Source organism: Dactylosporangium aurantiacum (assembly GCF_000716715.1).
Classification (GTDB): Bacteria; Actinomycetota; Actinomycetes; order Mycobacteriales; family Micromonosporaceae; genus Dactylosporangium; species Dactylosporangium aurantiacum.
Window position 1 is genome coordinate 1 of record NZ_JNYJ01000056.1, and the last position, 22521, is coordinate 22521.

The following is a 22521-nucleotide window of genomic DNA, read 5'->3' on the forward strand; positions in this document are numbered from 1 at the left end:
GCACACTGATCATGCAACAGCCCCTGGTATTGATCTTCTTCCCTCGACAAGAAGATGATCACCCAGGGGCTGTTTCCACGACCGACGGGGTCGACCACGGCGACCCCAAGGTTAAAAACCAAGCTAGACCGGACAGGATCCCCACCTGGCGGAACGCGCAGCCATCACCCGGCTCGACCGCGACCGCACCGTGGCCGTCGGTCGCCCGGGTCAGGGGGCGATCTGCATGGCGACGCGGCCGGCGCGGGTCTTCTTCGCGGCGTACATGGCGGCGTCCGCGCGGGCGATGAGGGCGTCGGCGTCGACCGTGCCGGGGCGGCCCCAGCTGACCCCGATGCTGGCCCGCGGCAGGATCTGCACCGGGCCCGCGTCGGAGTCGAAGTGCAGGGCGGCGGTGTCGGCGGCCAGGGCGGCGGCGAGGGTCTCCGCGATCCGCCGGGCCTGCGGCTGGCCGGCGACGTCGCGGCAGACGACGACGAACTCGTCGCCGCCGAAGCGGCCGACCACGTCGCCGTCGCGGACGCCGGCGCGCAGCAGCGAGCCGACGTGGGTGAGCAGGCGGTCGCCGGCGGCGTGGCCGTGCCGGTCGTTGACCGCCTTGAACTCGTTGAGGTCCACGAAGACGACCGCGACACCGCGGTTGGTGGCCGGGGTGGCCAGCGACCCGTCGAGGGTGGTGAGGGTGGCGGCGCGGCTGCGGCAGCCGGTGAGCGCGTCGTACGTGGCCTGCCGGTGCAGCTCCTCGCGCATGCGCACGGCGTCGGTGACGTCCATGAGGCAGATGATGGCGCCGGTGATCTGGCCGTCGGGGGCGGCCAGGGCACGGACCTTCGCGTCGATGCGGCGCAGGCCGGTCCCGGGGTGGCGGAAGCCGTACTCCAGATCGACGTCGGTGCCGTCGCGCAGGGCGCCGTCGAGGGCGGCGGTCACCATCGGCAGGTCGCCGGGGATGACGCCGGCGGCGAGGTGGGCGTCGCCCAGGATCTCGCCCTCGGTGGTGCCGATCGTGCTGGCGACGCGCGCGTTCTGGTACACGATGCGCCGGTCGGCGTCGATCTGCACGATGCTCATCGGCAGCGCCTCGGTGAGCCGGCGCAGCAGCTGCTCGCTGGCGCGCAGCGCCTCCTCCGCGGCCATCTCGTCGGTGATGTCGAGCATCTCGCCCAGCACGTGCGGGTGCTCCGGCGCGCCGAGGAAGCTGTGGTTGGTGATCTCGAACCAGATGGCGCGGCCGTCGCGGTGCAGGTGCCGCAGCCGGACCCGGCGGGCCTCGCCGGCCGGCACGGTGAGCAGGTCCATCCAGCTGGCGATGGCCCGCTGGTGGTCGTCGGGGTGCACGAGGTCGATGGCGCGGCGGCCGACGAGCTCCTCGGCGGTCCAGCCGAGCAGCCGCGCGATGCCGGGATCGGCGTCGGTGATGACCGCCCGCTGGTCCTTGCGGACGGTCACCAGCCGCGGCCGGACCGGGTCCATGCCGAGCGCGTCGGGCTGGCCCTCCAGTCCCGTGACGCAGCAGGTGTACAGGCCGAAGCGGTGCGTCGTGTCAACGAAGTGCATCCGGGCGGTCGCGCCGGGCGCGGCCTGCGGGTGGACCACGCAGCTGGCCGCGCCCACGGCGATCGCCTGGAGCCAGGCGTCCACGACGGCGGTGTGGTCGTCGCCGACCACCAGATCGAGCGCCGAGGACGGCCCCTCCAGGGGGCGCAGCCCGGTGCGGCGCAGCTCCTCCGGCAGGGACGCGAACAGGCCCTGGGCGGTGACCGCGCTGACGAACGCGTCCGGGTGCTCCGCCAGCAGCGCGGCGAAGATCGCGTCGCGCGCGTCGATGTCCATCGTCGGTCCGGCCATGCCGACGTCATCGGCCGGTCGGCCCGGCGCTGAAGCCCTTCCCGGCCGGGATCGCCGGTGCGGGGAACGTCGCGTGCCGCCCGTCACCCAGCTCGTCGCCGTGACCCGCGGCTCCCCGCCGAGAGCGGCGGCTACCGCGGCTGCGGCTCGTAGGCGTCGCGGGCGGCCATGATGTGCTCGATGTTGGTTTCCGCCCAGGTCTTGAGGGCGCCGAGGAGCGGCGCGAGGGAGCGGCCGAGCGGGGTCAGCTCGTAGTCCACGCGGACCGGCACCGACGCGGTGACGGTGCGCTTGACGAGGCCGTCGCGCTCCAGGGCGCGCAGCGTCTGGGTCAGCATCTTCTGGCTGGCCCCGGCGATGCGCCGGCGCAGCTCGCTGTGCCGGCGCGGGCCGTCGGCGAGCGCGTTGACCAGCAGGCCCGCCCACTTGTCGGCGATCGTGGCGAACACCTCGCGGGTCGGGCAGGCGGCCATGTAGGCGTCGTACAGGACCTTCGCCTCGGCCCGCTGCTGCTCGGCTGTCTTCGTCATGACGATCCCCCGGGTTCCTAGGGCACTTTTAGGTACCTGGTTTCCAACAGTACCTTCCTCGGCCAGGCTGGTTCCCGTCAGCTCCACGGAACACGAGGGGGAACGTCATGCGAGTGGTCGAGGTGCAGCGGTACGGCGGGGCCGACGCGCTGCGGGTGGCGCGGCGGCCGGCGCCGGAGCCGGCCGGCGGCCTGGTGCGGGTACGGGTCGCCGCCGCCGCGGTCAACCCGGTCGACGTGGCGACCCGCGCCGGGTACATGGCGGCGCTGGCGCCGGACCTCACCGGGCCGTTCGTGCCCGGGTGGGACTTCGCCGGGGTCACCGACGACGGGCGGCCCGTCGCCGGGTTCGTGCCGTGGTTCGAGCAGGGCGGCCGGGTCGGCGCGTACGCGTCGGTGCTGCTGGCGGACCCGGCCTGGTTCGCGCCGGTGCCGGCGGCGGCCGACCTGGTCACGGTGTCGACCGTGCCGTTGAACGCGGTCACCGCGGCCCAGGCCCTGCGCCTGGCCGGGCTCACCGCCGGTCAGTCACTGCTCGTCACGGGGGCGAGCGGCGGCGTCGGCGGGTTCGCGGTGCAGCTCGCGGTGGTCGCCGGGCTGGACGTGACCGCGGTCGCCTCCACCGGCGACGAGGCGTACGTGGCCGAGCTCGGCGCGAAGACGGTGCTGCCGCGCACCGCCACCCCGGTGGCGGGGTCGTTCGACGGGGTGCTCAACGCGGCGTCGGTGCCGGCGGCGATCGCCGCGGTCCGCGACGGCGGCGTGTTCGTGGCGGTGACCGACCCGTCGGCGCCGCGGCCCGAGCGGGGCGTGCGGGTCGCCACGGTGCACGTGACCCCGGACCGGGAGCTGCTCGCCGAGCTGCTCGGTGCGGGGCTGGTCACCCGGGTCGCCGGGACCCTGCCCCTGGAGGAGGCCGCCGAGGCGCACCGCCGCCTGGAGGCCGGCGGCCTACGCGGCAAGCTCGTGCTGACTGCCTGAGAACATCGGATCCGGCGCGGGCCGGCCGAAGTGGTACCCCTGGACGTAGCGGTAGCCCAGCCGGTACAGCTCGTCGGCCTGCGCCGCGGTCTCGACACCCTCGGCGATCGCGGTCAGCTCCAGGTGGTTGCTCACGTCGATGAGCGCCCGCGCGATGACGGCCTGCCGGCCGGGGGTACCGACGTGGTCGACGAAGGACTTGTCGACCTTGAGGATGTCGACGGGCGCGGTCTGCAGCAGGCCGAGGGACGAGTGCCCGGTGCCGAAGTCGTCCAGCGCGATGCGGACCCCGAGGGCCCGCACCGCGCGCAGCGTGTCCAGGGCGGTGTCGCTGTCGAAGACGGCCGTCTCGGTGACCTCGACGACGAGGCAGCGGGGCGGCAGGCCGGTGTCGGCGAGCACCGCGGCGACCGTCCCGGCGAAGTCCGGCTCCGACAGCTGCCGGGCCGAGGCGTTGACGCTGACCCGCTGCGGCGCCCGCGCGCCGAGCGTGTCGCGCCAGTGCGCCATCCGGGTGCACGCCTCGCGCAGGATCCACGCGCCGAGCTCGACGATGAGGCCGTTGTGCTCGGCGATGGGGATGAAGTCGGCGGGGCTGACCAGTCCGCGCTGCGGGTGCCGCCAGCGCACCAGCGCCTCCACCGCGACCGTGTCGCCGGACGGCAGGGCGACGATCGGCTGGTACACCATGAAGAACTGCGACTCGTCGAGGCCGGTGCGCAGCTCGGCGCCCAGCTCGGCGTGCTGCGAGGCCCGGGCGTCCAGGGCCGGGTCGTAGTGCTGCTGCCGGCCGCCGGTGACCTTGGCCGCGTACATCGCGACGTCGGCGCGGCGCAGCGGCTCGAACGCGTCGGCGGTGCCGCCGCAGCCGGCGACCCCGATGCTGGCCCGCACCAGCAGCCGGTGCGGCCCGGCGACGAACGGCCGCTCCAGCGCCTCGGCGTACGCGCGCACGTCGCCGGACGGCAGCAGCAGTGCGAACTCGTCGCCGCCGAGCCGGGCCACCGTGTCGCCGGGTCGGGCCACCGAGCGCAGCCGCTCGGCGACGGCGACGAGCAGCCGGTCGCCGACGCCGTGGCCGAGCCGGTCGTTGATGGCCTTGAAGTCGTCGAGGTCGATCAGCGCGACCGCGGCCGGCGAACCCAGCGCCGCCCGGATGCGCAGCTCCAGCTCCCGCCGGTTGGCCAGGCCGGTCAGGTCGTCGCGCATGGCCAGCTGCCGCACCTGCCGGACCAGCCCGGCCATGCGGACCCCGACGAGCAGGAACAGCACGACGGCGCAGGCACCGACGGGCAGCCAGTCGATCTCGTGGGGGCGGGTGACGCCCTGCACCAGCAGCACCCCGGGCGCCAGCAGCGACGAGCTGGCCAGCGTCAGCAGGCGGGGCCAGCCGAAGCGCAGCGCGTCCTCGCCGGCGTCGGCCGCCCGGGCCGCCCGCCGCGACGACGGGTGCAGCGCGGCGGCGGCCCACAGCACGTACGACAGCAGCCACCCGGCGTCGAACAGCCCGCCGTCGTAGGAGGTGTACGCGGTGACCGTCGAGTACGCGACGTCGGCGCAGGTCAGCATGACGAGCGAGGCGGCCAGCAGGCGGATCCCGGTGTCGCGCACCGCGCCGGACACCAGCAGCCGGGCGAGCATGGCCAGCAGCAGCGCGTCGAACGCCGGGTACGCCAGCGCCACCATCCGCGCGCCGACCCCGACGCTGCCGTCGTCCGCGATCGGTTGCATGACGAACGTCCACAGCATCAGGCCCGCGCCGGTCGCCACGATCGAGGCGTCCAGGACCGCGGCCCGGTTCCGCCCGGCGCGCTGCCGGACCAGCACGAACACCCCGGCGGCGAGCACCGGGTACGCGGCGAGGTACAGCCCGTCCGCCGGCGACGGGAACGGGTCCTGGTGCAGGCCGTGCACGTAGTAGCTGTAGACGGCGTCGCCGCCGGCCCACAGCAGCGTGCCGCCCGCGAACAGCCACCACGCCAGCCGGCCCCGGGCCACGGCGAGCATCACCAGCGCGGCGCCGGCGGCCAGCCCGTCGTAGATCAGGCTGCCGGCGAGGGAACCGGTGGGCAGCGTGAAATAGCCGACGGTCGCCAGCAGGCCGGCGACCGTCCACCACATCCACACGCGCTCCCGCAGCGTTCCCCGCATGCAGGCAGCATCGGCCGCCGCGGGGCCGGCATGAGGGTGCCTCAGATCACGTCGTGAGCGCCCCGTCGATCTGCGCCCGCAGCTGCGCGCGCGGCCGCGCCCCGACCACCTGCGACACCAGCTCCCCGCCGCGGAACATGCTCAGCGTCGGCATCGACATCACCCCGTACGCCCGCACCGTCTCCGGGTTGGTGTCCGAGTCGATCTTCACGATCCTGGCCCGGCCCTCGTACTCGGCCGCCAGCTCGTCGAGCACCGGCGACAGCCGGTGGCACGGCGGGCACCACTCGGCCCAGAAGTCCACCAGCACCGGCAGGTCGCTGCCCAGGACCTCCTCGGCGAACGTGGCATCGGTGACGTTCAGCATGTTCAGCCCAGCTCCTTCACGATCGTGGCCCGGATCCGCCGCAGCCGCGCGATGTAGTCGTCGATCTCGGCGAGCCGGCGGGTGAGCACCTCGACCGACGCCGGGCACTCGGCGCCGGAGCTGTGCCCCTCACGGATGCACTCCACGAACGGCCGGGTGTCCTCGAGGTTGAAACCGATCTCCAGCAGGGCGCGGATCTCCCGCACCAGCCGCAGGTCCTCCTCGTCGTAGTCCCGGTACCCGTTCGCGCTCCGCCGGGCGCTGAGCAGGCCCTGCTGCTCGTAGTAGCGCAGCGCCCGCGCGCTCGTGCCGGCCTGCTCCGCCAGCTCACCGATCCGCATGCGACCAACGGTAAACCTTGACAGTGATGTCAACGCCAGCCCGAATCCGGCACCGTCCGCGGCCGGGACCCCGGCGCACCGGCGACTCCTCTACGATCGGCGCTCGACTCGGGGGAGAACACACATGGATGGACTGGCGCCGTCGCCGGCCGAGGTGACCGTCGTCACGGTGCTGACCGGCGCGGGTGTGCTGGCGGTGCTCGGGCTGCTCGGCACGCTCGCCGTCCTGCACCGCCGGCGCCGCCCGGCTCCGTCCGCCGCCCCGGCGGGGGCACCGTCCCGTCCCACGCGCGGGCTCGCGTTCGTCACGGTCGTCGCGTCGGTCCTGCTGTACTTCGGCGGCCGGCTCCCGTTCGTCGACACCCACCCGGGCGGCGGCTCCGCGACCCTGGTCGAGCTGCACGGCATGCGGGCACCGGTGTACTGGATGGCGTACCTCATCGGCGGCGGGCTCCTCGTCGTGCTGGTCGGCACGCTGCTCAAGTCGCCGGCCACGCTGGGCCGGGTCGTCGGTCCGCCGGCGGCGCTGACCGCGGTGCTGATGCTCCTGCTGCTGGTGGGGCTGAAGGCGAGGATCGACCGGCTCGACACGCGCCTCGCCGAGCGGCACCTGCCGGGCGTGGCGCCGACGGCCGAGGCCAGCGACGGCTCCGTCGGCGCCTACCCGCAGGCCGGCTGGGTCATGGGGGTGCTCGGCGTGGCGCTGCTGACCCTGGTCCTCGTGCTGCTGTTCACCCGGCCGCACGACCTGGAGGTGCTCGTCGCCCTGACCGCCGGGTTCACCATGCTCACCGCGCCGACCCTGATCGACGACGACTTCTGGGCGCTGCGCGGCGGCACCGTGCAGCGGGTGCGCTACTCGGTGTTCGACCTCGGTGGACCGGCCCTGGTGTGGCCGGCCGTCATCGTCGGCCTGGCCGCGCTCGTCGCCGCGATCCCGTTCCTGCCGAAGTGGTTGCGGGGCGTCGCCACGTTCGCCGCCGCGGCCGCGGTCGGCTGGATCGCGCTCGCCGTGGTCGCCGCGACGCACCTGCTGGACACCGGCATGACGCGGCTGCTGGAGGCCGACGGGTACACCGTCGCCGTGCGCCGCGGCGGCGCCGCCGCGTTCCTCTACCTGGTCACCCCGGCGATCCTGCTGCCGATCGTCGCGGTCCGCGCCTGGTCCGTCTCCCGCCGCCGCGCCGCCCGGCCGTGAGCGGCAGGATCGGGGTATGTGGTTCGGGATCCTGGGCCCGCTGGAGGTCCGCGCCGACGGCGGCGAGCCGGTCGCCGTCGGCGGGCCGAAACCGCGGGCGCTGCTCACCGTGCTGCTGCTCAACGCCGGTCAGGTCGTCGCCGCGGACCGGTTCGCCGCCGGCAGCGCCAACGCCGTCCAGGCGCAGGTGTCGCGGCTGCGCCGGTGCCTGCCGGCCGGCCTGGTCGAGTTCACCGGCGGCGGGTACCGCCTGGCGGTCGACCCGGACGACGTGGACGTGCACCGCTTCGAGCGGCTGGCCCGCGAAGGCCGCCGGCTGCTGGCCGCGGGCGCCGCGCCACGGGCGGTGCCGGCGCTGCGCGAGGCGCTCGCCCTGTGGCGTGGCCCCGCCCTCGCCGACCTGCCCGACGCCGGCGCCCAGCGGGCCCGGCTGGACGAGCTGCGGCTGACGGCGGTCGAGGACCTCGTCGAGGCCGAGCTCGCCACGCCGGCCGGCACCTGCGTCGCCGACCTGCGCGGCCTGGTCGCCGAGCACCCGTTCCGGGAGCGGCTGGCCGGGCAGCTCATGCGGGCGCTGCACGCGGCCGGGCGGACCGCGGCGGCGCTCGCCGAGTACGACCGGGTCCGCCGGCTGCTCGCCGACGAGCTGGGCGCCGACCCGTCGCCGGACCTGGCCGCGATCCACCTCGCCATCCTGCGCGCCCAGCCGCCCGCCGCCGCTTCCGCCGCTCCGGGCGCCCTCACCGGGCCCGCTCCCGCTGCTGCCGGGCCCGCTGCCGACGCCGCTCTTGCCGCCGGGGGGATCGCGGTGCCGGCCCGGCAGGGGCCGCCCGCGCAGCTGACCTCCTTCGTCGGCCGCGACCGCGAACTGGCCGCCCTCGCCCGCCACATCGCGCCGGGCGGCGGCGCCCGGCTGGTCACCGTCACCGGGCCCGGCGGGATCGGCAAGACCCGCCTCGCCGTCGAGGCGGCCGGCCGCGCCTCGCGCGGCACCTGCTTCGCCGACCTGTCCCGGCTCGACAGCGGCGCCCAGGTGCCGGCCGCGGTCCTCGGCGCGCTCGGCCTGCGCGAGGCCGGCTTCCCGGCGCCGGCCGCCGACCCCGTCCGGCTGCTGACGGGCGCGCTGCGCGACACCGGCCTGCTGCTCGTGCTGGACAACTGCGAGCAGGTCCTCGACGCGGCCGCCAACCTCGCCCGGACCCTGCTCACCGCCTGCCCCGGGCTGACCGTCCTCGCCACGAGCCGGGAGCCGCTCGGCCTCACCGGCGAGACCCTGCTGCCCCTCGCGCCACTGGACACCGCGCCGCCCGCCGGCCGGTCCGCGGTGGTGGCGCCCGCGGTGCGGCTGTTCGCCGACCGGGCGGCCGCCGCGCGCCCCGGCTTCGCGCTCACCCCCGGCACCGCCGGGCAGGTCGCCGGGATCTGCGCCGCGCTCGACGGGCTGCCCCTCGCCATCGAGCTGGCCGCGGCCCGGCTGCGCCACCTCGACGTGGCCGGGATCGCGGACCGGCTCACCGGGGACGACCACTTCCGGCTGCTGTCGCGCGGCGACCGTACCGCTGCCGAACGCCACCGGACGCTGCGGGCCGTCGTCGACTGGAGCTGGCAGCTGCTGCGCCCCGAGGAGCAGGCGCTGGCCCGCCGGCTCGCCGTGTTCACCGGCGGCGCGCCGCTCGACGCGGTCGAGGCCGTGTGCGGGGTGCCCGACGCCGCGGAGGTGCTCGCCGACCTCGTGGACCGCTCGCTGGTCAGCGTCCGCGACGGGCGGTGCACCATGCTCGGCACCATCCACCTGTACTGCCGGGAACGGCTCGCCGAGGCCGGTGAGGAACCCGCGCTGCGCCGCGCCCACGCCCGGCACCAGCTCGCGCTCGCCCGGCGGGCGGACCCGTTCCTGCGCCGCGCCGAACAGCTCGAGTGGCTGGCGGTGCTGTCGGCCGAGCACGAGAACCTCATGGCCGCGCTGCGCTGGGCGGTGCGCGAGGACCGCCCGACCGCGATGCGGCTGGTCGCCGCGCTCGCCGCGTACTGGTGGCTGGGCGGCCGCCGGACCGGGGTCGGTGACCTGGCCGCCGAGCTGCTCGACGACGTGCCCGACGGCCTCGACGAGGAGTACGTCAGCTGCGTCGTGCACGCCGAGGCACGCGCCGGCGCCGGGCACCGCCGCCGCGCCGACGACATCATGCGCACGATGCGCGGCCCGCTGCGGCACCCGTTCGGCGCCGCGGTGTGGGGCATGACCACCACCTCGGAGCACGCCACCCGGACCCCGTCGGCGCGGCTGCTCGGCGACGACCCGTGGAACGTCGCCCTCGGCCGCCTCGGGTTCGCGATGCTCGCCGTCCTCGACGGGCGCACCGGCGACGGCGAGGCCGAGCTGCGCGCGGTCCTCGCGAGCTTCCGTACCGTCGGTGAACGGTGGGGCACCGCGCAGGCGCTCGACGGGCTCGCCGGCGTGGCGGCCTGGCGCGGCGAATGGGCCCGCGCCCACGAGCTGTGGCGGGAGGCGCTGGCGCTGCTCGACGAGCTCGGCGCCGGGCTGGAGTCCGCCGACGTGCTGTGCCGCCGGGCCGAGGCGCACCGCCGGCAGGGCGACCTCGCCGCGGCCGCCGCCGACCTGCGCCGCGCCGCCGGGCTCAGCGCGGCCGCGGGCCGGCCCGACACGTCGCTGGTCGCGCTCGGGCTCGGCGAGGTCGCCCGGCATGCCGGCGACCTGATCGAGGCGGCCCGGCGGTTGGAGCGGGCCCTGGCCGGCGCCGCGGCCGGCGAGCCGGGTGCCGCGTACACGACGGCGCCGATCCTGACCGCGCTCGCCCGTGCCGCCGAGACGGCCGGACGGGTCGACGAGGCCGCCCGGCGGCACCGGGAGGCCCTCGCCGCCGCCCGCCAGATGCCCCTGGCCGCCACCCTCGCCGCCGTCGCCGAGGGCCTGGCCGGGCACGCGTGCCGCACGGCCGGCCGGGCCGGCGCCGAGCGCGGTGCGGTGCTGCTCGGCGCGGCGGTCGCGCTGCGGGGCACGGCGGTCACCGGCGACGTGGACGTGGCCCGCACGGCGGCGGCCGCCCGGGCGGCGCTCGGCCCCGAGGCGTTCGCGGCCGCGTACGCCCGCGGCGCCGCCATGACCCGCGACCAGGCCCTGACCACCCTGGACGCGGCGGCGCCACCCGAGCGCTGACAGCCCGCGGCGGGGTGGACCGGAGAACTGTCAGCGCAACGGCCGTGAACTGTCAGCGCCGCCCGCGACGCTTCCCGGCATGAAGCACACCACGGTCCTCATCTGCGGCGCCAGCATCGCCGGCCCCGCCCTCGCGTACTGGCTGAGCCGCAACGGCTGCACCGTCACCGTCGTCGAACGCGCCCCTGCCCTGCGCACCGGCGGCCAGGCCGTCGACTTCAAGGGCGAGACCCACCGCACCGTCCTGGCCCGCATGGGCCTGCTCGACGACGTCCGGCGGCTGCAGACCGGCGGCCAGGACCAGACGATCATCGACGCCGGCGGCCGGCCCCTCGCCGTCATCCCGGGCGAGTTCAGCGGCGGCGACCTCGAGATCCGCCGCGGCGACCTGTCGCGGCTGCTCTACGGGCGCACCGAAGCCCACTGCGAGTACCTCTTCGGCGACACGGTCACCTCGCTCACCGACACCGGCACCGGCGTCCACGTCACCTTCGAACGCGCCGCGCCACGCACCTTCGACCTGGTCGTCGGGGCCGACGGCATCCACTCCACCGTGCGGCGCCTCGCCTTCGGCCCCGAGTCCGACCACGTGCGGTTCCTCGGCCACTACTACGCCCTGGCCGACCTCGGCGTCGACGGTGACCCGGTGATGTACAACGAACCCGGCCGCATGGCCGCCCTCGGCGGCCCGAAGGCCCCGGCGTTCTTCGTGTTCGCCTCCCCGCAGCTGCGGTACGACCGCCAGGACGTCGGACAGCAGCAGCGCATCCTCGTCGACGCCTACCGCGGCGGCGGGTGGCGCATCCCCGAGCTGATGGCCCGCGTGCCGGCCGCGGCCGACTTCTACCTCGACTCGATCAGCCGCGTCGAGGTCCCCGCGTACTCCCGCGGCCGCGTCGTCCTGCTCGGCGACTCGGCGTACGGCAACACCCTCGGCGGCTTCGGCACCGGCCTGGCCGTCGTCGGCGCCTACGTCCTCGCCGGCGAGCTGGCCACCGCCGGCGGCGACCACCGGGTCGCGTTCCCGCGGTACGAGGCCGCCTTCCGCGACTACGCCAAGGTCTCCAGGCAGGGCAACGCCGGCCCGTTCCTCGCCCCGGCCAGCCGCCCCCGCCTGGCGATGCGCAACTGGATGTTCCGCAGCCCGCGACTGCTGCGGCTGCTGCTGAAGGTCACCGACAGGTTCGCCACCGGCATCGACCTGCAGGACTACCCGGCCCTGGCCAGATGACCGGTCAGCGGGCGGTCCAGCCGCCGTCGACGAGGAGGGTCTCGCCGGTGATGAGGGACGCGGCGGGGGAGACGAGGAACAGCACCGCACCGGAGACCTCGACGGGTTCGCCGATGCGGTGCAGGGCGGCGATGCGCTCGACGACGTCGCGGCGGTGGTCCGGGTCGGCGAGGTACGCCTCGGTGCCGGGGGTGTGGATGAACGTGGGGGCCACCGCGTTGACCGTGATGCCGTGCCCGCCCCACTCGACGGCGAGGCACCGGGTCAGGTGGGCGATCGCGGCCTTGGTCATGCAGTAGACGGCCTCGCCCGGCAGGGCCACCGCGCCGGCCTGCGAGCCGATGTTGACGATGCGGCCGTACCGCTGCCGGATCATGACGCGGCCGGCGGCCTGGCTGGCGAAGAAGGTGCCCTTGAGGTTGACCGCGAGCGTGCGGTCGAAGTCCTCCTCGACGACGTCCTCGGCGAGGTTCTCCGGGGCGATGCCGGCGTTGTTGACCAGGATGTCCAGCCGGCCGAAGTGCTCGACGACCCGGTCGACGGCGGCCCGGACCTGCCCGACGTCGGTGACGTCCATCTGCAGCGGCAGCACGCGCCGGCCGAGCGCGGCGACCTCCGCCGCGAGACCCGCGTCGGCGTCCACGTCGCGCAACCCGAGCGCGACGTCGGCGCCGGCGTGTGCGAGGGTGAGGGCGATCGCGCGGCCGAGGCCCCGTGCGGCCCCGGTCACCAGGGCCACCCGCCCCGGCACGTCGAAACGCGGAAAGCCGTCCATGCGGGCAGCGTACGTGAAGGGACACGATGATCATCGCGGCGCGGTTCAACGGCCCACCCGGCTCCGGCAACGGCGGCTACACGGCGGGGCTCGTCGCGGCGCACCTCACCGGGCCGGTCGAGGTGACGCTGCGCCGGCCGCCGCCGCTGGACACGCCGCTCACCGTCACCGCCGGGCAGGACGCCACCGGCGGGACGGTGCAGGTGCACGACGGTGAGGCCCTGGTCGCGTCGGCCCGCACCGACCCCGGCGAGCCGCCCGAGGCGGTGCCGGCGGTGCCGTTCGCCGACGCGGTCGCGGCGTCGCGGGGGTATCGGGGGTTCACCGCCCACCCGTTCCCGACCTGTTTCGTGTGCGGCCCCGACCGCGGCGACGGGCTGGGGCTGTTCCCGGGGCCGCTGCCGGACGGGCGCACCGCCACTCCCTGGCAGGTCCCGCCGGACGTGTCGCCGGTGCTGGTGTGGGCGGCGCTGGACTGCCCCGGCGGCTGGTCCGTGCTGACCGAGGACCGCCCGTACGTGCTGGGCCGCATCGCCGCCCGGCTCGACGCGGTGCCGGAGCCGGGCGCGCAGTGCGTGATCACCGGCCGGCACGTCGCCTCCGAGGGGCGCAAGGCGACGGTCCTGTCCACCCTGTACGGCCCGGGCGGCGACGTGCTGGCCCGCGCCCGCGCGACCTGGATCGCCGTGGACCGCTGAGCGTTTCGCCGTGGACCGCTGAGCCGTTGCGCCGTGCGGCCGTGAGCGGTTGAGCCTTGCGCGGTCGAGCCGTTGTCCTGCTGGTTTCGGGACCTTCGGCCCTGAGGACCGCCCGCGCCGCTGCCGATGCTGATGGCGAAAGCGAACGGCGGACGTTGGAGGCGACCCCCATGCAACTGCAGGACTCGGTACTGGCGCACGAGAAGTGGTTCCTGCAGGACCCTTCGGCGTACACGCCGGACTGGGGGTTCGCGACCCGGCCGGTGACCCTCGCGGTGCTCGCGCTGGTGGTCGCGGCCACCGTCGCGTGGCGGGCCGTCGCCCGGCGGGTCGGCACCCCGGAGCTGACGGTCCTGCGGCCGCTCGGCCGGATCACGCCGTACCTGCCGCGGCTGCTCGCCATCCACCTCGGCGTCAGCCTGCTCACCCTGGCCGCCCGCGGCTACTTCCTCGCCGCCGACCTGGAGCTGCACGAGCTGCCGGCGCCGGCGCTGCTCGCCGTCGTCGAGGGCGCGCTCGGCGTCTGGTTCATCACCGGGTACCGGCTGCGGCCCGCCGCCCTGGCGCTCGTCGTCGTCGGGCCGGTCGCGCTCGCCGCCACCGGGCCGGTCAGCCTCCTGGAGGCCGCGGACCTGCTCGGCATCGCCGGGTTCCTCGCGTTCCTGCCGCCGTCCGGCGACCGGCACGGTGCCGTCGAGGCGGACCCGCGGACCCTGCGCCGGGCGCTGCTCGCGCTGCGGGTCGGCGTCGCCACCGCCCTGGTCACCCTCGCGTTCTCCGAGAAGCTGGCCAACCCGGCGATGGCCCGGGCCACCCTGGCGCACTACCCGCAGCTGGACGTCTTCTCCTACGTCGGCCTGCACGTGCCCGCCGACACGTTCATCCTGGTCGCCGGCGCGACCGAGCTGCTCTTCGGCCTGCTGGTGCTGTCCGGTGCGATGCCGCAGCTGGCGATGCTGGTCGCCGCGGTGCCGTTCAACGCGACGCTGCTCATCTTCGGCGCCCCGGAGCTGCTCGGCCACCTGCCCGTCTACGGGGTGTTCCTGACCCTGCTCGCGTACGGCTCGGACCCGGGTACCGCGGAGGAGGTGCGCTGGCTGCCCCGCCTGCGCCGCCCGCACGCCGAGGTGCCGGCGACCGCCTGACCCCGCTCACCCGCGGGCTCCCCACAGACCCCGGACGGCCGGCACCCCGGCGGTCCGGGGTCCGTGCCGTGCGGGTCCGTGCCGTGCCGGGTCAGTGCCGTGCGGCGGTCCGGTCCCGCTGCCCGGGGTCCCGGGCCGGACGGGACGAAGGTCCCGCCGATGCGGGCATCTCCGCACTGCCGGCCACCCGCCCCGGCGCGCCACCGTGGAGTGGACCGTCAGCTACACCGAGGGAGCTCGTCATGGCCGCCATCCAGTACACCGACCGCGGCACCGCAGTGCGGGTCACGCCGGCCGGCCGGGCCCTGACCCAGGCCGTCCTGGCCGCACTCGGCGCGCCGTCGATCCTCAACACCCAGCCGTGGCACTGGCGCATCGACGGCGACACCGCGCAGCTGCGCGCCGACCGCGGCCGCCAGCTGGCCACCATCGACCCCGACGGGCGGCTGCTGACGCTCAGCTGCGGCGCCGCGCTGCACCACGCCCGGGTCGCGCTCGCCGCCGACGGGGTGGCCGCCGAGGTGGCGTACCTGCCCGACGACGACGATCCCGACCTGCTCGCCACCGTGCGCCACGCCGGCCCGGCCGCCCGCGCCGGCACGACGGTCACCGCGGAGCCGCAGCGGCTGCGCCGGGCGATGGGCATCCGGCGCACCGACCGGCGGCCGTTCGCCGACCTGGACGTGCCCGAGGCGGCCCTGGACCGGCTGCGGGCCGCCGCCACCGCCGCCGGCGCCGACCTGCACGTGGTGCGCCCGCAGGACCTCGTGGACGTCGCCGTCGCCGCCGGTCACGCCGCGGACGTCGAGCGGGCGGACCCGGCGTACCGGGCCGAGCTCGCCGCCTGGGTCCGGGCCGGCGCCGAGGACGGGGTGCCGCCGGGGACCGCCGCGGCGCCCGGCCCGCGCCCGGTGCCGATCCGCGACTTCACCGGCACCGCCGCCGACCAGGTCAGCGTGTACGCCGGCGGCGAGGTCGCCGACCGTCACGCCCGCTACGCGGTGCTGGTGACCCGGGGCGACCTGCCGCGGGACTGGATCGCGGCGGGGGAGGCGCTGTCCGCGGTGCTGCTCACCGCCGTCGGCGACGGGCTGGCCGCCTCGCCGATGAGCGACGTCGTGGAGGTCCCGGCGGCCCGCGCGATGCTGCGCCGGATGCTCGGCGACGTCGGCCACCCGGCGATGGCCGTGCGGATCGGCGTGCTCGCCAAGCTCGACGCGCCACCGGTCACGCCCCGGCGACGGTCCGTGTCGACCGTCGAGGTCGTCGCCGAACCGTCCCCGGACCGCTGACGCCGTCGCCGCCCGCACCGACCGCCGGTGACGGCGGCGGCGGCCCGTGAGCATCGCCACACTCGCGCACCGCGATCCAGGTGAACGCGCGGCGAACAGTGGAAACTCGTCGGCGCTATCGTCGGAGGCGGCCGACCCGAGAAGCGAGACGCAACGTTGCACGCCCCGGTTCCGTCTTCAGCATGAGTTCGACGGTCGGGAAGGGCGTGTGGTGGGCAGGAAGCGCAAAGACCCCCTGTGGGCGAAGTTGCTGCTCGTGTTCGGCGCGCTGCTGCTCGTCATCAGCGGCGGCGGGCTGATCGGCGGCAAGCTGCTGCTGGACCACTACAGCGACCAGATCACCCACGAGGGCGGGCTGGGCCAGGCCGCCGCCGAGGGCAACACCATCGACGGGCCGATCAACCTGCTGCTGGTCGGCATCGACGAGCGGGTCGACAACGCCGAGATGGGCGTGCGCGCCGACTCGATCATCATCGCGCACGTGCCGGCCAGCCACGACGCCGTGTACCTCACGTCGATCCCGCGCGACACGAAGGTCAGGATCCCGGCGCACCCGAAGACGCGGTACGACGGCGGCACCGACAAGATCAACGCCGCGTTCCAGGGCGGCTTCCAGAACGGCGGCGGCCGCAAGGGCGGCCTGGAGCTGCTCGCCGAGACGGTCAGCGGCCTGGCCGGCGGCCTGAAGTTCAACGGCGCCGCGATCGTCAACTTCGACGGCTTCAAGGGCCTCGTCGACGCGATGGGCGGCGTGCACATGTGCGTCGACGAGCGGGTCATCTCCATCCACACCGGCTGGAACACCAAGACCGGCAAGGAGGGCCCGCCCTACAACTTCGCCAACGACCTGCCGACCACCCTCAGGCCCAACATGCGCCCGCAGATCTACGAGGTCGGCTGCTACGACATGGAGGCCTGGGAGGCGCTGGACTACGTGCGGCAGCGCGACAAGCTGGCCAACAACGACGGCGACTACGGCCGGCAGCGCCACCAGCAGCAGTTCATCAAGGCGATGGTGAAGAAGGCGACCAGCGCTGGCGTCATCACCAACCCGATCAAGGTCACCGAGATGCTCAACAAGATGGGCGACGCGGTCTCCTTCTACAACAACAACATCCCGCTCACCGACTGGATCTTCACGCTCAAGGGCCTCAACGCGGACCAGATGGTGACGTTGAAGGTGAACAACGGGGACTTCCACTCCGAGACGGTCGGCGGCAAGTCGTACGAGGTCCTCGACGACACCGCGAAGGAGCTGCTCGCCGCGATCGTGCGCGACGAGGTCGGCCCGTTCGTCGCCGCGCACCCGGAGATGGTGAACAACAACGCCGACCAGGCCGCCACGGCGCCCGGCGCCACGCCGACGAAGTCACCAACCGTCAAGGCATCCACCCGGTAAACCCTGACAATGGGGGCGTGCCTGCCGAGACGATGTTGCTGTTCGTGCTCGCCGCCGTCGCGGTCATCGTCGCGGTGCGGTGGTTCGCCGGGCGCACGGGGCTGCCCGCCGCGGCGATCCTGCCGGTCATCGGCATCGTCTACGCGCTGCTGCCGGGGCAGAACCTGACGCTCGATCCGGACATCGTGCTGACCTTCGTGCTGCCCCCGCTGCTGTACAGCGCGGCGCTGGACGCCTCGCTGCTGGCGATCCGGCGCAACCTGCGCATCGTGGTGAGCCTGTCGGTGCTGCTGGTGTTCATCACCGCGCTCGTCATCGGCTACGGCTTCCACTTCCTGGTCGCGGGTGCCACCCTCGCCGCCGGGATCGCCGTCGGCGCCACCGTCGCCCCGCCCGACCCGGTCGCGGCGCTCGCCGTCGGGCGCCGGGTCGGCCTGCCGCCCCGCCTCGTCACCATCATCCAGGGTGAGGGCCTGCTCAACGACGCCACCGCGCTCACCATCCTCAGCTTCGCCGCCGCGGCGGTGCTCGGCGAGGGCTTCTCCGCACCGGCCGCGGCCGGCCGGTTCGTCGTCGCCGCCGCGGGCGGGGCGGCCGTCGGCGCCGCGGTCGCCTACGCCCTGCGGCTGCTGCGCCCGCTCACCCGGGACCCGATGTCCGCCAACGCGGTGTCGCTCGCCACGCCGTTCGGCGCGTACCTGCTCGGCGAGCACCTGCACGTCTCCGGCGTGCTCGCGGTCGTCGTCACCGGGCTCGTCGTGGGCCACCATGCGCCGCGCACCGCGTCCGGCGCCAGCCGGCTGCAGACCAGCGCCGTGTGGCGGCTCGTCGACTTCCTGCTCGAGGGGTTCGTGTTCCTGCTGATCGGCCAGCAGCTGCCGGCGGTGATCCGGGGGCTGCGCCAGTACGGGACCTCCACCGTCGTCACCGCGGTCGCCGTGTCCGTCGGGTCGGTGCTGCTCATCCGGCCGCTGTGGCTGCTGCTGACCCAGTCGCTGCCCCGGTCGCTGCACTCGCGCCTCGGCACGGGCCAGCACGAGGGCCGGCTCAGCGGGCGGGAGGTGACCGTCCTGAGCTGGGCCGGCACCCGGGGCGTGATCAGCCTGGCGGCGGTGTTCACCCTGCCCCGGATCACCCCCGACCGGGACCTGCTGCTGTTCTGCACGTTCGCCGTGGTGCTGGTGACGCTGGTCGGGCAGGGGCTCACGTTCGCGCCGCTGGTGCGCCTGCTCGGCCTGCGCGCCGACCAGGTCGACGAGGCCCGCCTGCGCAACGAGGCGCGCGCCGCGTCGGTCCGTGCCGCCCTGGACCGGCTCGACGACCTCGACCGGGAGCGGCGCGAGGACCCCGGGCACCGCGACGCCGATCTGGACGCCGCCGACGCCGAGGCGACCGACGCCATGCGCGACCTGCTCAACCAGCGCCTGGCCCGCTACCAGGGCCGCATCGACCTGCTGCAGAGCGCCGAGTCGCCGGAGATGCCGGTGTCGCCGCAGTACGAGGCGGGCGTGCGCATCCGCCGCGTCGCGATGGAGGCCCAGCGGGAGGAGCTGCTGCGGTGGCGTGACTCCGGCACCCTGCCGGACGAGGGCCTGCGCGTCCTGGAGCGGGAGCTGGACCACGAGGAGCGGCTGCTGCCCGACCGGCGGAAGTGACCCGGGCGGCGGCGGTACCGTCGCAGGATGGAGCGCAGGCGGGTGCTGGTGTCCGGACGGGTCCAGGGCGTCTACTACCGCGACACGTGCCGGCGGGTGGCGACCGGCGCGGGCGTCGGCGGCTGGGTCCGCAACCTGGCCGACGGCCGGGTCGAGGCGGTGTTCGAGGGGCCCGTGGAGGCGGTCGAGCGGCTCGTCGCCTGGGCGTGGGACGGCCCCGCCGGGGCGAGCGTCACCGCGGTCGAGGTCTACGAGGAGACCCCGGAGGGCCTGGCCGTCTTCGCCGTGCGGTGACCGGCCGGCCCCAGCAGGCCGAGGTGCAGGGCCAGCCGCTCGTCGGGGTCGTCGAGCCGGGCGCCGTAGGCGTCGCGGAGCTTGCGCAGCCGGTAGCGGACCGTCTGCGGGTGCGTGTGCAGCGCCTCGGCGGTCGCGATGACCTGCCCCTGGCAGCGCAGCCAGGCCAGGAGCGTCTCGGCGAGGACCTCCCGGGACGCCGGGGTGGCCGCGGCGAGGGGCGCGAGGGCGCGGGCGGCGAGCCGGTCGGCGACGCCCGGCTCCCAGGCGGTGAGCAGGGTGACCAGGTGCTCGTCGCAGCCGATGACCCCGTCGGGCAGGGTGCCGGCCTGCTGCAGCTGCAGGGCGCGCCGGGACAGCCGGTGTGAGGTGCGGGCCCGCCGCAGCTCGAGCTCCGGCCCCACCGCCGCGCGCCGCCCGGTGAGCCCGCGGGCGACCGCCGCCGGCCCCGCCGCGGCGGGCGCGTCGGGCAGCCGGCCGGGGGAGGGCACGACGATGCTGGTGGCGCCGTCGATGACGGTGGCGATGGCGCCGCCGCCGACGGCACGGGCGAGGTGCTCGGCGTCGGTGCCCTCGACGCTGACGACGGTCACCGCCGCCGGCAGCGGCCAGCGCGCCGCCTCGGCCGCGGCGTGCAGCGCGGTGTCGGCGGGCGGGTCTGGCTGCACCAGCAGCGTGATGAGCCGCCGCCGGACCAGGGCCCAGTCGTGCGCGGCGTCCTGCTGCTCGTCCAGGTACCCCTCGGCGGCCGCGCCGGCGAGCACGTCCACGTAGCCGAACAGGGCGTGCGCCACGGCGGACAGGTCGGCGCGGTCCAGGTCGGCGGCCGGGTCGCTGACCGCGGACCAGATCGCCCGGGCGCCGACGGTGAGCACCGAGCGCAGCGCGTCGATGTGGTGGCCCTCGCGGTGCTCGGTGCGGCCCAGCTCATGGAAGACCGCGCGGGTGCGGGTCAGGTCACCGCCGGCGACGAACGTGTCGAGGAACGCGTCGACGGCGGTCTCGACGCCGAGGGTGAGGCCGCGGCCCTGCCCGCCGGACAGTGACCGGCCCTGGGCGAGCATCGCCGCGCTGACCGTCGCCAGGGTCTGCTCGTGCAGCCGGCCGCGCAGCCCGCGCAGGCGCTCGCGGACGGTGGGCGTGAGGTCGACCGTACACCTCCGGCGAAATTGTCACCGCGATGACAAAACGGCGCCGAGATTCTGCTCCCGGCGCCACGATTCTCGCATGCCGATGCCTAGTCTGATGGCGTGGACGCAGATGTGATCGTGGTCGGGGCCGGCCTCGCCGGGCTGGTCGCGGCGGCCGAGGTCGCCGACGCCGGCAAGCGCGTGATCCTGCTGGAGCAGGAGCCGCCGCAGAGCCTCGGCGGGCAGGCGTGGTGGTCGTTCGGCGGGCTGTTCCTGGTCGACTCGCCGGAGCAGCGCCGCATGGGGATCAAGGACTCCGCCGACCTCGCCTGGCAGGACTGGCTGGGCAGCGCCGCGTTCGACCGGGACGAGGACCTGTGGCCGCGCCGCTGGGCCGAGGCGTACGTGCAGTTCGCCGCCGGCGAGAAGCGCTCCTGGCTGCGCGCCATGGGACACCGGCTGTTCCCCGTCGTCGGCTGGGCCGAGCGCGGCGGCGGCCCCGCCCACGGGCACGGCAACTCCGTGCCCCGCTTCCACATCACGTGGGGCACCGGCCCGGGCGTCGTCGAGCCGTTCGCCCGCCGGGTGCAGGCCAGCCCGCTGGTCGAGATCCGCTTCCGGCACCGGGTCGACGCCCTGATGCAGGACGGTGGCACCGTCACCGGGGTCAGCGGGTCGGTCCTGGAGCCCAGCGACATCCTGCGCGGCCAGCCCAGCTCCCGCACGGTGACCGGCGCGTTCGAGCTGTCCGCGCAGGCCGTCATCGTCACCTCCGGCGGCATCGGCGGCGACCACGACCTGGTGCGCAAGGCGTGGCCGGCGCGGCTCGGCGCACCGCCGCAGCGCATGGTCGCCGGCGTCCCGGCGCACGTCGACGGCCGGATGCTCGGCATCACCGAGGCCGCCGGCGGGCAGGTCATCAACCCCGACCGGATGTGGCACTACACCGAGGGCCTGCAGAACTGGGACCCGGTCTGGCCCAACCACGGCATCCGCATCCTGCCGGGCCCGTCGTCGCTGTGGCTGGACGCCACCGGCAAGCGCCTGCCGGCGCCCTGCTACCCGGGCTTCGACACCCTCGGCACCCTCAAGCACCTCATGGCCACGGGCCACGACTACAGCTGGTTCGTCCTCACCCAGAAGATCATCGAGAAGGAGTTCGCGCTGTCGGGCTCGGAGCAGAACCCGGACCTGACCAACCGCAGCGTCCGGCAGGTGCTGCAGCGGGTCCGCCCCGGCGCGCCCGCGCCCGTCGAGGCGTTCAAGCGCAAGGGCGCCGACTTCGTGGTCGCCCCGACCGTCGAGCAGCTCGTCGCCGGCATGAACGAGCTCGCCGGCTCCTCCCTGCTGTCCGCGCCGGACGTGCGGGCCGTCATCGAGGCCCGGGACCGGCAGCTGACCAACCCGTTCGCCAAGGACGCGCAGATCACCGCCGTCCGGGGGGCCCGGGCGTACCGCGGCGACAAGCTCATCCGGGTCGCCACCCCGCACCGGCTGCTCGACCCCAAGGCCGGCCCCCTGATCGCGGTGCGCCTCAACATCCTGACCCGCAAGACGCTCGGCGGCCTGCACACCGACCTGTCCGCGCGGGTACTGCGGGCCGACGGCACCCCGCTGCCCGGCGTCTACGCGGCCGGCGAGGCGGCCGGCTTCGGCGGGGGCGGCATGCACGGCTACAACTCCCTGGAAGGCACGTTCCTCGGCGGCTGCCTGTTCTCCGGCCGGGTCGCGGGCCGCGCCGCGGCGGCCGCCGTCGCGTAGCCGCCCGGCCGCCGTCGCGGTGCTCGACGCGCCGCGGCGGCGGCCGCCCGGGCTCAGCGGCCCGTGGTGCCGTCCAGCTGCTCCCGGATGATGTCGGCGTGCCCGGCGTGGCGGGTCGTCTCGGTGAGCATGTGCGCCAGCAGCCAGCGCAGCGACAGGTGCGTGCCCTCGATGTCCCGCGCGCACCGCGCCTGCGGGTCGCCGATCCCGCGGACGATCTCGTCGCTGCGCCGGATCGCCGCCCGGTAGGCGTCCAGGACCTCCGCGCTGCCCACCTCGGCGGGCACGTCCATACCGAAGTCCCACTCCTCGTCGGGGCCCCCGGCGAGGTGGTGCTCGAACCAGTACCGCTCGGCCACCGTCAGGTGCCGCACCAGGCCCAGCAGCGTCGTGCCGGTCTCCACCAGGACCCGGCGCAGCTGCTCGTCGTCGAGCCCTTCGGTCTTGATGAGCACCGACTCGCGGGCGAACGTGAGGAACGCCAGGGTCGTGTCCAGCTCGCCGCCGTCGTCGCGCGGCACCGGTCGTCGTTGTGTCTCGGCCATCGACCA

Annotated in this window: 19 protein-coding genes and 1 pseudogene; 11 read left to right on the forward strand and 9 right to left on the reverse strand. The window is 75.4% G+C overall.

Annotated features, from left to right (window positions below; genetic code table 11):
• Positions 1 to 210 precede the first annotated feature (210 nt).
• Positions 211 to 1848: a sensor domain-containing diguanylate cyclase gene (locus tag OP18_RS43140; RefSeq protein ID WP_033365127.1), complete on the reverse strand. Its 1638-nt coding sequence runs from the start codon at positions 1846 to 1848 to the stop codon at positions 211 to 213.
• A 131-nt stretch (positions 1849 to 1979) separates the two neighbouring features.
• On the reverse strand, positions 1980 to 2378 hold the full coding sequence (locus OP18_RS43145; protein WP_033365128.1) for a winged helix-turn-helix transcriptional regulator: 399 nt from the start codon (positions 2376 to 2378) through the stop codon (positions 1980 to 1982).
• Between the two features lie 107 nt (positions 2379 to 2485).
• Between OP18_RS43145 and OP18_RS43150 the strand changes: the two genes are divergently transcribed.
• Positions 2486 to 3358 carry a zinc-binding dehydrogenase gene (locus OP18_RS43150; RefSeq protein WP_033365129.1) on the forward strand — a complete coding sequence of 291 codons (873 nt, stop codon included), beginning with the start codon at positions 2486 to 2488 and terminating at the stop codon, positions 3356 to 3358.
• Here the strand turns inward: OP18_RS43150 and OP18_RS43155 are convergent.
• The 3 genes from OP18_RS43155 to OP18_RS43165 are packed head-to-tail and all read right to left on the reverse strand — an operon-like array spanning position 3329 to position 6217.
• Positions 3329 to 5509, reverse strand: a complete 2181-nt coding sequence (locus OP18_RS43155; protein ID WP_033365130.1) for a putative bifunctional diguanylate cyclase/phosphodiesterase — start codon at positions 5507 to 5509, stop codon at positions 3329 to 3331. The two genes, OP18_RS43150 and OP18_RS43155, sit on opposite strands and share 30 nt — an antisense overlap.
• Before the next feature lie 46 nt (positions 5510 to 5555).
• A complete protein-coding gene (gene trxA / locus OP18_RS43160) occupies positions 5556 to 5876 on the reverse strand; it encodes a thioredoxin (protein WP_033365131.1) in 321 nt (106 codons plus the stop codon).
• A 2-nt stretch (positions 5877 to 5878) separates the two neighbouring features.
• Positions 5879 to 6217 carry a MerR family transcriptional regulator gene (locus OP18_RS43165; protein WP_052388197.1) on the reverse strand — a complete coding sequence of 113 codons (339 nt, stop codon included), beginning with the start codon at positions 6215 to 6217 and terminating at the stop codon, positions 5879 to 5881.
• Between the two features lie 124 nt (positions 6218 to 6341).
• Between OP18_RS43165 and OP18_RS43170 the strand changes: the two genes are divergently transcribed.
• From OP18_RS43170 to OP18_RS43180, 3 genes are all read left to right on the forward strand, one after another.
• The gene (locus OP18_RS43170; protein WP_033365132.1) at positions 6342 to 7415 is read left to right on the forward strand and encodes a hypothetical protein; all 1074 of its coding nucleotides are present in this window, start codon (positions 6342 to 6344) and stop codon (positions 7413 to 7415) included.
• 16 nt (positions 7416 to 7431) lie between these two features.
• Positions 7432 to 10590, forward strand: coding sequence for an AfsR/SARP family transcriptional regulator (locus OP18_RS43175; protein WP_033365133.1), 3159 nt, complete (start codon positions 7432 to 7434; stop codon positions 10588 to 10590).
• A 79-nt stretch (positions 10591 to 10669) separates the two neighbouring features.
• Entirely contained in the window at positions 10670 to 11821 is a 1152-nt protein-coding gene (locus OP18_RS43180) for an FAD-dependent monooxygenase (protein ID WP_033365134.1), read from the forward strand.
• Positions 11822 to 11825: 4 nt separating this feature from the next.
• Here OP18_RS43180 and OP18_RS43185 read toward each other — a convergent pair whose 3' ends face one another.
• The gene (locus OP18_RS43185) at positions 11826 to 12596 is read right to left on the reverse strand and encodes an SDR family NAD(P)-dependent oxidoreductase (protein ID WP_033365135.1); all 771 of its coding nucleotides are present in this window, start codon (positions 12594 to 12596) and stop codon (positions 11826 to 11828) included.
• Positions 12597 to 12622: 26 nt separating this feature from the next.
• On the opposite strand from OP18_RS43185, the gene OP18_RS43190 reads away from it, so the two are divergent.
• The 6 genes from OP18_RS43190 to OP18_RS43215 all read left to right on the forward strand — a co-directional run bounded on the left by OP18_RS43190 (position 12623) and on the right by OP18_RS43215 (position 19079).
• On the forward strand, positions 12623 to 13294 hold the full coding sequence (locus OP18_RS43190; protein ID WP_033365136.1) for a hypothetical protein: 672 nt from the start codon (positions 12623 to 12625) through the stop codon (positions 13292 to 13294).
• A 170-nt stretch (positions 13295 to 13464) separates the two neighbouring features.
• Complete coding sequence (locus tag OP18_RS43195; RefSeq protein ID WP_033365137.1) at positions 13465 to 14439, forward strand: hypothetical protein; 975 nt, start codon at positions 13465 to 13467, stop codon at positions 14437 to 14439.
• Between the two features lie 242 nt (positions 14440 to 14681).
• A complete protein-coding gene (locus OP18_RS43200; protein WP_052388198.1) occupies positions 14682 to 15731 on the forward strand; it encodes an Acg family FMN-binding oxidoreductase in 1050 nt (349 codons plus the stop codon).
• Positions 15732 to 15939: 208 nt separating this feature from the next.
• Positions 15940 to 17130, forward strand: coding sequence for an LCP family protein (locus OP18_RS43205; RefSeq protein WP_156090187.1), 1191 nt, complete (start codon positions 15940 to 15942; stop codon positions 17128 to 17130).
• Between the two features lie 32 nt (positions 17131 to 17162).
• Positions 17163 to 18785 (forward strand): cation:proton antiporter, encoded by a 1623-nt coding sequence (locus OP18_RS43210; protein WP_052388200.1) that lies wholly within the window; start codon positions 17163 to 17165, stop codon positions 18783 to 18785.
• A gap of 27 nt (positions 18786 to 18812) precedes the next feature.
• Positions 18813 to 19079 (forward strand): acylphosphatase, encoded by a 267-nt coding sequence (locus OP18_RS43215; RefSeq protein ID WP_211273855.1) that lies wholly within the window; start codon positions 18813 to 18815, stop codon positions 19077 to 19079.
• On the opposite strand, the gene OP18_RS62900 is transcribed toward OP18_RS43215, so the two are convergent.
• Both OP18_RS62900 and OP18_RS62905 read right to left on the reverse strand, forming a co-directional pair.
• Complete coding sequence (locus OP18_RS62900) at positions 19034 to 19747, reverse strand: helix-turn-helix domain-containing protein (protein WP_483782925.1); 714 nt, start codon at positions 19745 to 19747, stop codon at positions 19034 to 19036. The genes OP18_RS43215 and OP18_RS62900 overlap by 46 nt on opposite strands.
• 9 nt (positions 19748 to 19756) lie before the next feature.
• Positions 19757 to 20203, reverse strand: a pseudogene (locus tag OP18_RS62905) (RsbRD N-terminal domain-containing protein); the annotation flags it as partial.
• Positions 20204 to 20329: 126 nt separating this feature from the next.
• On the opposite strand from OP18_RS62905, the gene OP18_RS43225 reads away from it, so the two are divergent.
• Entirely contained in the window at positions 20330 to 21970 is a 1641-nt protein-coding gene (locus tag OP18_RS43225; RefSeq protein ID WP_033365139.1) for an FAD-binding dehydrogenase, read from the forward strand.
• Between the two features lie 53 nt (positions 21971 to 22023).
• Here OP18_RS43225 and OP18_RS43230 read toward each other — a convergent pair whose 3' ends face one another.
• Positions 22024 to 22515, reverse strand: a complete 492-nt coding sequence (locus OP18_RS43230) for a DinB family protein (RefSeq protein WP_033365140.1) — start codon at positions 22513 to 22515, stop codon at positions 22024 to 22026.
• Positions 22516 to 22521: the final 6 nt, after the last annotated feature.